A 7155-nucleotide genomic window follows, 5' to 3' on the forward strand; every position below is an offset into this window, starting at 1 on the left:
ACTAATTGTGGCAGAGAAGTCTTAGCATACAAATTAGTCTCGGTTTATACCCCATTTTTCTTCGGCATAAAACATACCAGCATATATCACCATGGTAATAAATACAATAGCACCTGAGTCATCCTCAACATCAAACTTGTGTCCTAGGAATGCATATACGCCACCAATCAGAAGTGTAGCCAAAATCATTGGTATAAAAATAAAGGCAATTATTTTGAGTGTCTTAATCATTTCAAAGCCAACTTTGCAGCAGGAACAAACACCTGCCTTTCTCTTTTAGATCCGTCTTCATACTGATAAACAATTCTGATGATGTCTCCATGCTCATTAAGCACTTATTTTGTGGCGATAATAGCTTTCATTTGCTACTCTTCACTGTACAATAATTTTAGGAATTTATCTATTCCATCATAATAGAGATATTTATTACCATCCATTGCTGTAATCTTTATTATGTCATTGCCATCATCAAACGTCACTATGGCTTCTATTCTCAAGAATACACACATCTCATCATCCGTCCACACATTCATAAATGTCATTATCAATTCCTTTCAGTAAAAGTAGTGTATCTAAATACAGCTTTTGTGAGTAATATTCTGCAAGGGTGTGCAATAAAGTAACAAGTGAGTAAATTTGTGTAAATATTCTACCATTGTGCCAAAAAAGTACGCTCTCACCGATAACAAAAGGGACTCACTGTCCGCCATTTAATCCTCCTAAAACACGTACTTTCAAGAATTTTTACAATGATTGGTGTATTTTTGCAACAATGACAAGTATATTTTTATATATAAATTCTATACTGTGCATAAATAACATACACGCCACCTAGTGAAATATCAAACCAAGTTATCTTTGCCTAGCTCTTTTTCTTTTTAGCTATAATCTCAAAATAATTGGCAAAGAAATAATTTAATAATAGGAAGAAAAATGCATCCAAGATCAAAGATAAGAACAGGCTTCTCAATGAAAGTTAGTGGGGTTCATCCTACTCGTCCAGACTTGCATAATGTAGCGGCAGAGTTAGGTATTGGCACGAGAGATATACTTATAAAAGATGGCATACTTACTGTTTACAACACATCTGAAGCATGCCAGGAAATTATAAATGATAATGCTTTAGCCTCATTTGTAGCAATGGCCTTAGATATCTCTGCTGAAGATATTAGTGATATAAACGAAGTGATAGAAGAACCCGTAAAGATAGAATTTGATTTAAGTGATTTCGAGGATGATGAGGACGATGAATAGCCTCTTGAGTAGTTTATTAAAAAGGATAGAAGAATGACACATCTACAAGAAGAGTTCCTTAGTGAACTTAAGAGTAAAGCAAAATTAACTGTAGCTGAGTATGCAGCCTTATATAACAAGCATAGTAAATTAGCTATTGAACATGAAAAAAACAATGGTGCCAGTGAGCCTAAAGCAAAGGCTATGGGTGATTATTACACTGTTTCTGTCTTATCTGATTTTGTAGGTAACGATGATCTAATTGATAGAATCATGGCTCTTCAATAATCAGATAAGAAGTGATAGAAGTTCTGTTGAAACTTAAAACTCAACTCTGTAAAAACCCAAAGATAAAGGTACTATGACTCTATAGTACTTGGGTTACTCATCATCCTCTTCATCTTTAGCCATCTCTGCACGTACGTGATCCATATCAAGCCCTTTAACGTGAGCGATGAGCTTACCAAAGGCTTCTTCAGGTAGCATGCCTCCTTGATTAAGTAGGATGATACCATCTCGTACGACCATAAGTGTTGGAATCGAACGAATACCATGCTGATCTGCTAGAGCTTGTTGTTCCTCAGTATTGACCTTGGCAAAGGTGATATCAGGATTGTTTTCTGCTACCTTTTCAAAAATTGGGGCAAACTGCTTACAGGGACCACACCATTCTGCCCAAAAATCGATAATCACTATTTCGTTATTATCAAGTGTTTCGTTAAAGTCTTTTGTCGTTAAATCTATATATGCCATAGTCTTTCCTTTATATTAGAATGAAGTATAGCATAGCGATTGTTTTTGTTCATTTAATATTATAATTGATACGTAATATTTATGTTATTTTTCTTTAGACTTAATTCATTAGTACTTAATTATTTCCTCCTAAATGATCATATATGCTTTAGAGTATATTTGTTTAATTTTTGAGTAACCAAGTATCTATATGTTGAGGAGCCATTATTCAGGAGACACCTGGACCGATTACTAACACAATAGTGGCTAATAGTAAAAAGGTTGGGTACAACAATAATCTAATATTTTTTTAGCAGCGAAAAAAATGAATGAAGCAGTTAAACTATTTTTTTAAGAAATAGGGGGGAAATTATTTATATAAGTACTGTTGTTTTTGTTAAGTCGTTATTATCTAAAAGTTTTTTAGCAACATTCATTGATAAACCTGATTTAGAACAGGCAATATTAAATTGTTCGTTATCTTTTAAAAGTCTAATTAATACTTTTAGTCTAGTATCTTTTGATATATTATTTACTGACATCTTTTCTCCTTGTATTTTATGTAATTTGGTTGCGGAAGATGGATTTGAACCATCGACCTTTGGGTTATGAGCCCAACGAGCTACCGGACTGCTCTATTCCGCGATAATATTAAGTAAGTTTGATAGATTATAGATAAGGGGAAGCTACAAAATAGATTTACAGTATATCCATATAAACTTAACTAAGAATAAATATGTATATGAGAATGATTTTTAGACTTGGGATATAAAGTGAAATATAGCAGATTATTCAAAATATTTGTGTTAATTGTATGCAAATAGCAGACTGTTTAAGTTATTGCCTATGTACCCAAATTTACGAATAGTTTATTAATTTATTTGTCTAATTCAGAAAAGTAATAAGACTACAGATAAATTATGCTATCATCGCAAAAATTTGTATGATTATAATAATAAAGGATAAGAAATGACAAGTGGAAAAGTATTGACATTATATATGACCATGCCTGACATGATGCGTTCTGGTCACCGTATGAGGGTTGAAGACCTTGACTTTGATGATAATGGTATCATAGGCAGTAGAGACTATGACAATGGAAAAGAACATACAATGGTTCTGATTTCAAAAAAGAGTTATGACATCATAGAAGAGGCGGAACTTGTACTTGAAGAAGGTGTGTTGATGGAAGATATTTATGTAGATATCGATCTTTATCATCTTAAAAAAGGATCGATCATAGAGATAGGCGAAACGCTTTTTGAAGTAGTGGGACCATGTGAAGACTACCGTTATCTGTATGCATTTGCACCTGAGCTTCCTGAGTTACTTCAGGGGAAACGTGGTCTTTTTGTATCTCCTGTAGAGTATGGAGGAATCGCAGTTGGAAATAAAGTAAGTGTGGTAAAAGAAGCTTAAGATGAAAAAAATAGGTATAGGCATAGACTACAGTAATATCTGCAAAGACTATAATACATCATATCTGGATCGAGACAATACAGATCCGGCAACATCCAAGTGCATGAAACAGGTACTTGTGTGGACTAACGGGTTTTTATCTGAACTTTTGGAAAACTTCCAATACAACATGTATCACTTACACTCTAGCACACCAGTAAAGATTGAAGAGATTGCATCAAAAAGATTTCTTTTCTATTCTCTGGAAAAAGAGATAACACTACAAAACTATGTACTGCAAAAAGAGTATGTAGAATATGAGTCCTTAGCTTCTTGGAACACAGAAAAGAGTGAGGGAATACTGATTCAGAATGATGAGGATGGAGAAGGGATCTATTTATATTTTAATGAAAATTCCAAAGAACATCAATGGATAACAGATAAGCTAAATGATTTTTCTTTAGAGGAAGTTCCCTTTCCTACAAAATAAAAAAGATAGAATTGTGAGATAAAAGCATTTGTTTGATCGTCTTTACAATTCATCTCAAGCCTTTCTATAAAGTACTCTACTGACACTTCACCTTATTTAGAAAACTTCTTATCATTTCTTTACACAATTCTGTTTTATTTATGATAGAATGCAATATGAGGTTGTGATAGAAGATATTTCTAAGGAAAACACTATCATACTTCATGCTTTTCATTGAAACTGATCAGCTATATTATTTTAGGAGAAATTGTCATGAGAAACGAAATTAAAGCTAAACTTGAAGAAATTGTAGTACTTCTGAATGATCCAGAAGAAACTGTATTGAACAACGAACTTAAAGAGAAACTGGAAAAAATTGTAGCACTTCTGAGTAACCCAGAAGACATTGCAACGGAACAAGAAACTAAAGAGAAGTTGGAAGCCATTGTAGCACTTGTTAATAATGTGATGGTAGACCCAGACATTGATATTGAATATTGTATACCGGATGTAGCAACAACATCAGGGACTTGTGATGTTTCTGGAGATCCTTATATTTTAGTGACATATGTTGTGAGTGAATACACAAGACCGACACGTAAAATCCGCTTAACAAATACATATCTAAAAAATACAGCCAAAGCGATAGCTAATTTGGTTACTTTCTCGATTGAACAATTTAAAACAGAGATAGATTCTGTAGAGATGGGCTAAACAGCCTCTCTTCGGAAGGTTTTATGTAGGCTAAAAAGCTTTCTCTTTAGCCTAGATAGATAACTTATTTAATAATTCCATGGAATTGTTCATAGACTCTTTTCACATATTTCGGTTTAAGACCTGTAGTTTTGATCTCTGCCAACTCTTGTTGAATATGCTCTTTTTTAATGGCGATGAGATTTTCCCATCTTTTCACTAAAAACTCTCTCACATCTGCTTCAAAATCACCGTTGTAATCAGGATATGCAGCACTTAATTTATCTACAACATCACCAAATTCTGTCTCTTTAATAAGTGTTAACTGTTCTTTTGGATGCGTTTTTTCGACGTCTACAAAGTGTGTCCACCCAGTTTCCAATATAGTTCTTAACTCTTGTGCATAATCTCTCTCTTCGTTCGGGAACTTTTGGATCAATGATGCAGCGATATCTTTAAGCGCATTGGCCTTAACGATTTCTAACTCTTCTTCAAAACCTTTTAAGTCTTCTTCATATTCTGCGGCATCTTCATACATTTTTGCTATCTCGGCATTTTTGCTATTATCTCTACTATTTTTTTTGGGAACAGGGTTTTCTTCTCCCGCTTCCTTAGCATGAGCAGCTTTAAGTTCTTCCATTTGTAATTCTAAATAGAGCTTTTCTTTCTTTTCGGCCATAGTATCAATACCTCATAATAATTTTTTTGTATTTAAGCATTACGTTCCTTAGTTTGTGATTAAACAACTAACCTTAAAAATGAAATCAACTTCAAAAAAGATAAACGATATTACTTCCAAAAGATTTATTTTTCTATATATAAGGTATATAGCCTTTATATGAAGTTGCCTTTCATTCAAAATAACAAAGGGAAAAAGTGCATACATTTCCTAATTTAGGTTAGACTTGATACTTTCAAAAGTAAGTTACATACATATAGGTAAAATATTTAATAAATAGTAGAGATAAAAAATGATAAAATACTCAAAAAATATGAAGGAAGATATAATGTCTAATACACTAATACACAATGCAGATGAATGTAAATATGAATACCATATAGATGGCTATGTAGCATATATTACTTATGATGATCAAAATGGAAACTTGCATTTAACGCATACAATAGTACCAGAGGAGTTAGCGGGGAAAGGTCTTGCCAGAACTCTTTTGGAAGATGTACTGCAAGAGATAAAAAAAGAAAATAAAAAAGCTGTAGCTAAGTGTTCGTATATAGTTAAATATCAAGAAAAGAATCCAGAAACAAGTGATTTATTCGCATAGACCTATCTGATGATCAAGTCTAAATTAATTTAGACTTGATCATCATGAGCCTTTTTTACTCATATCCCCCATGTAGTGGGTCATATCGATAGCCACAGCTTAAACTCTTAAACTTAGAAATATAAATTCTGCTCATGTACCATTATTCTATTGTACCTCTATAAATAGTATTGTAAAGCATGGCGTACACTAGTATATATGATGAAAGTATCTCTATAATATGATACATTAATATATAACTCTACCTTATGTATAGTTTTTACATCTTCTTTACTATGTACGGATACTGCTTCATATGGTAACTATTTCACTCATGCTATAGTTTCATATAGGTCTAATATTACATATTTAAATTATATTCGCTACTATAAGATACAAATTCATGTTTTAAAGATTGAATATACGTAGTTATACTACTTTCTCTCTGAAAAACTTCGTATCTATTGATAGTGAATTTAAGAATGTTTTATACACTTTTGTGTATTTTTTCGAACTTTTTCATAAATATAAGGAGTCAAATATGACGAAAAGAGTAACAGAAGGTCCTGCTGGGTATATGCCTGCGTCAGCACCGGAGATGGGGGTAGAGCTTGCACCTGAAGGTTCAGCTTTACTTTATGGTAATGTTGTCACACCTGAAGAGGCAATGAGAGATGCTGCTATAGCATTACTCACAAGGGACAACCCAACAATCTTCCCTGGTCCTCAAGTTCTATGGGACTGGAAAGATGACGTTAAGGAAAAAGCTGCAGCTATATTAGATCTTGCATCTGAGATTCCAAACTGTAAAATTATTCCAATGCCAGATTACAGACCAAAATATCCAAAGATCGACGTTAAGGCTGAAATCAATCCAAATCACCCAAATTTAACAATCCTTGATAATAGAATCAAAGCTTGTGTTTTTGTAGGTGTACATTGTCACTATGCAAACCTTTCACTTAGAATGATTCGTGCTGGTACTGATTGTTATACAACTGCTTTATGTGCTTATATGGGACATGAAGAAGCAATGGCATCAATTAGAGATCTTCATGCTTCAGATATTCAAAAGTTCAAAGAGATCGTAATTGAAGAAAGAAACAAATTAGGCATTGAGTGGGAAACTACTCTACCACCTGAAAACCCATCTTTACCAAAAGAGGATTTCAGTACATTGTCACCAGCTGATTATGGCGAGTATAGAAGTCTCATCATGACCAAAAAAGGTGAACATGTTACTGAAACTGAATAAAGGAGAAATTTAATGGATGCAAGTCAAAGACCACAATTAGAAAAGACAAAAGTAGATATAAATTACCTACTAAAAGAGGCTCCGAGAGAGCAGCACTTTATTACAGGTGCCCA

The 7155-nt window shown here is 33.3% G+C and carries 12 protein-coding genes and 1 tRNA gene; 7 read left to right on the forward strand and 6 right to left on the reverse strand.

Annotation, left to right across the window (positions count from 1 at the left end; genetic code table 11):
- Nucleotides 1-33: 33 nt before the first annotated feature.
- Together ABYK33_RS12215 and ABYK33_RS12220 are read right to left on the reverse strand one after the other, a co-directional pair.
- The gene (locus tag ABYK33_RS12215) at nt 34-231 is read right to left on the reverse strand and encodes a hypothetical protein (RefSeq protein WP_373033520.1); all 198 of its coding nucleotides are present in this window, start codon (nt 229-231) and stop codon (nt 34-36) included.
- A 134-nt stretch (nt 232-365) separates the two neighbouring features.
- Nucleotides 366-542: a hypothetical protein gene (locus ABYK33_RS12220; RefSeq protein WP_373033521.1), complete on the reverse strand. Its 177-nt coding sequence runs from the start codon at nt 540-542 to the stop codon at nt 366-368.
- Nucleotides 543-933: 391 nt separating this feature from the next.
- Here ABYK33_RS12220 and ABYK33_RS12225 point away from each other — a divergent pair, with 391 nt between their 5' ends.
- Both ABYK33_RS12225 and ABYK33_RS12230 read left to right on the forward strand, forming a co-directional pair.
- A complete protein-coding gene (locus ABYK33_RS12225; protein ID WP_373033523.1) occupies nt 934-1254 on the forward strand; it encodes a hypothetical protein in 321 nt (106 codons plus the stop codon).
- Between the two features lie 33 nt (nt 1255-1287).
- Nucleotides 1288-1521 (forward strand): hypothetical protein, encoded by a 234-nt coding sequence (locus tag ABYK33_RS12230; RefSeq protein WP_373033524.1) that lies wholly within the window; start codon nt 1288-1290, stop codon nt 1519-1521.
- A gap of 93 nt (nt 1522-1614) precedes the next feature.
- Here the strand turns inward: ABYK33_RS12230 and trxA are convergent, their stop codons facing one another.
- The 3 genes from trxA to ABYK33_RS12245 form a co-directional block, all read right to left on the reverse strand.
- Nucleotides 1615-1986, reverse strand: a complete 372-nt coding sequence (gene trxA / locus ABYK33_RS12235; protein ID WP_373033525.1) for a thioredoxin — start codon at nt 1984-1986, stop codon at nt 1615-1617.
- A gap of 353 nt (nt 1987-2339) precedes the next feature.
- Entirely contained in the window at nt 2340-2507 is a 168-nt protein-coding gene (locus ABYK33_RS12240) for a hypothetical protein (RefSeq protein WP_373033526.1), read from the reverse strand.
- 26 nt (nt 2508-2533) lie between these two features.
- A tRNA-Met gene (locus ABYK33_RS12245) sits at nt 2534-2610 on the reverse strand.
- A gap of 324 nt (nt 2611-2934) precedes the next feature.
- Between ABYK33_RS12245 and ABYK33_RS12250 the strand changes: the two genes are divergently transcribed.
- The 3 genes from ABYK33_RS12250 to ABYK33_RS12260 all read left to right on the forward strand — a co-directional run bounded on the left by ABYK33_RS12250 (nt 2935) and on the right by ABYK33_RS12260 (nt 4546).
- On the forward strand, nt 2935-3384 hold the full coding sequence (locus ABYK33_RS12250; protein ID WP_373033528.1) for a hypothetical protein: 450 nt from the start codon (nt 2935-2937) through the stop codon (nt 3382-3384).
- 1 nt (nt 3385) lies between these two features.
- Nucleotides 3386-3853, forward strand: coding sequence for a hypothetical protein (locus ABYK33_RS12255; protein WP_373033529.1), 468 nt, complete (start codon nt 3386-3388; stop codon nt 3851-3853).
- Nucleotides 3854-4105: 252 nt separating this feature from the next.
- Entirely contained in the window at nt 4106-4546 is a 441-nt protein-coding gene (locus ABYK33_RS12260; RefSeq protein WP_373033530.1) for a hypothetical protein, read from the forward strand.
- A gap of 64 nt (nt 4547-4610) precedes the next feature.
- Here ABYK33_RS12260 and ABYK33_RS12265 read toward each other — a convergent pair whose 3' ends face one another.
- Complete coding sequence (locus ABYK33_RS12265; protein WP_373033531.1) at nt 4611-5204, reverse strand: hypothetical protein; 594 nt, start codon at nt 5202-5204, stop codon at nt 4611-4613.
- A gap of 313 nt (nt 5205-5517) precedes the next feature.
- On the opposite strand from ABYK33_RS12265, the gene ABYK33_RS12270 reads away from it, so the two are divergent.
- A complete protein-coding gene (locus ABYK33_RS12270; RefSeq protein ID WP_373033534.1) occupies nt 5518-5808 on the forward strand; it encodes a GNAT family N-acetyltransferase in 291 nt (96 codons plus the stop codon).
- Between the two features lie 520 nt (nt 5809-6328).
- Nucleotides 6329-7042 carry a carbon monoxide dehydrogenase beta subunit family protein gene (locus ABYK33_RS12275; RefSeq protein WP_373033533.1) on the forward strand — a complete coding sequence of 238 codons (714 nt, stop codon included), beginning with the start codon at nt 6329-6331 and terminating at the stop codon, nt 7040-7042.
- Nucleotides 7043-7155: the final 113 nt, after the last annotated feature.

It is taken from the genome of Sulfurovum sp. (assembly GCF_041562805.1).
Classification (GTDB): Bacteria; Campylobacterota; Campylobacteria; order Campylobacterales; family Sulfurovaceae; genus Sulfurovum.

Bases quoted from the DNA above. Each gene is read 5' to 3' on its own strand.
- ABYK33_RS12240 (WP_373033526.1), bottom strand. From the start codon at position 2,507: ATGTCAGTAAATAATATATCAAAAGATACTAGACTAAAAGTATTAATT.
- ABYK33_RS12220 (WP_373033521.1), bottom strand. From the start codon at position 542: ATGACATTTATGAATGTGTGGACGGATGATGAGATGTGTGTATTCTTG.
- ABYK33_RS12230 (WP_373033524.1), top strand. From the start codon at position 1,288: ATGACACATCTACAAGAAGAGTTCCTTAGTGAACTTAAGAGTAAAGCA.
- ABYK33_RS12250 (WP_373033528.1), top strand. From the start codon at position 2,935: ATGACAAGTGGAAAAGTATTGACATTATATATGACCATGCCTGACATG.
- trxA (WP_373033525.1), bottom strand. From the start codon at position 1,986: ATGGCATATATAGATTTAACGACAAAAGACTTTAACGAAACACTTGAT.
- ABYK33_RS12255 (WP_373033529.1), top strand. From the start codon at position 3,386: ATGAAAAAAATAGGTATAGGCATAGACTACAGTAATATCTGCAAAGAC.
- ABYK33_RS12270 (WP_373033534.1), top strand. From the start codon at position 5,518: ATGAAGGAAGATATAATGTCTAATACACTAATACACAATGCAGATGAA.
- ABYK33_RS12215 (WP_373033520.1), bottom strand. From the start codon at position 231: ATGATTAAGACACTCAAAATAATTGCCTTTATTTTTATACCAATGATT.
- ABYK33_RS12265 (WP_373033531.1), bottom strand. From the start codon at position 5,204: ATGGCCGAAAAGAAAGAAAAGCTCTATTTAGAATTACAAATGGAAGAA.
- ABYK33_RS12260 (WP_373033530.1), top strand. From the start codon at position 4,106: ATGAGAAACGAAATTAAAGCTAAACTTGAAGAAATTGTAGTACTTCTG.
- ABYK33_RS12275 (WP_373033533.1), top strand. From the start codon at position 6,329: ATGACGAAAAGAGTAACAGAAGGTCCTGCTGGGTATATGCCTGCGTCA.
- ABYK33_RS12225 (WP_373033523.1), top strand. From the start codon at position 934: ATGCATCCAAGATCAAAGATAAGAACAGGCTTCTCAATGAAAGTTAGT.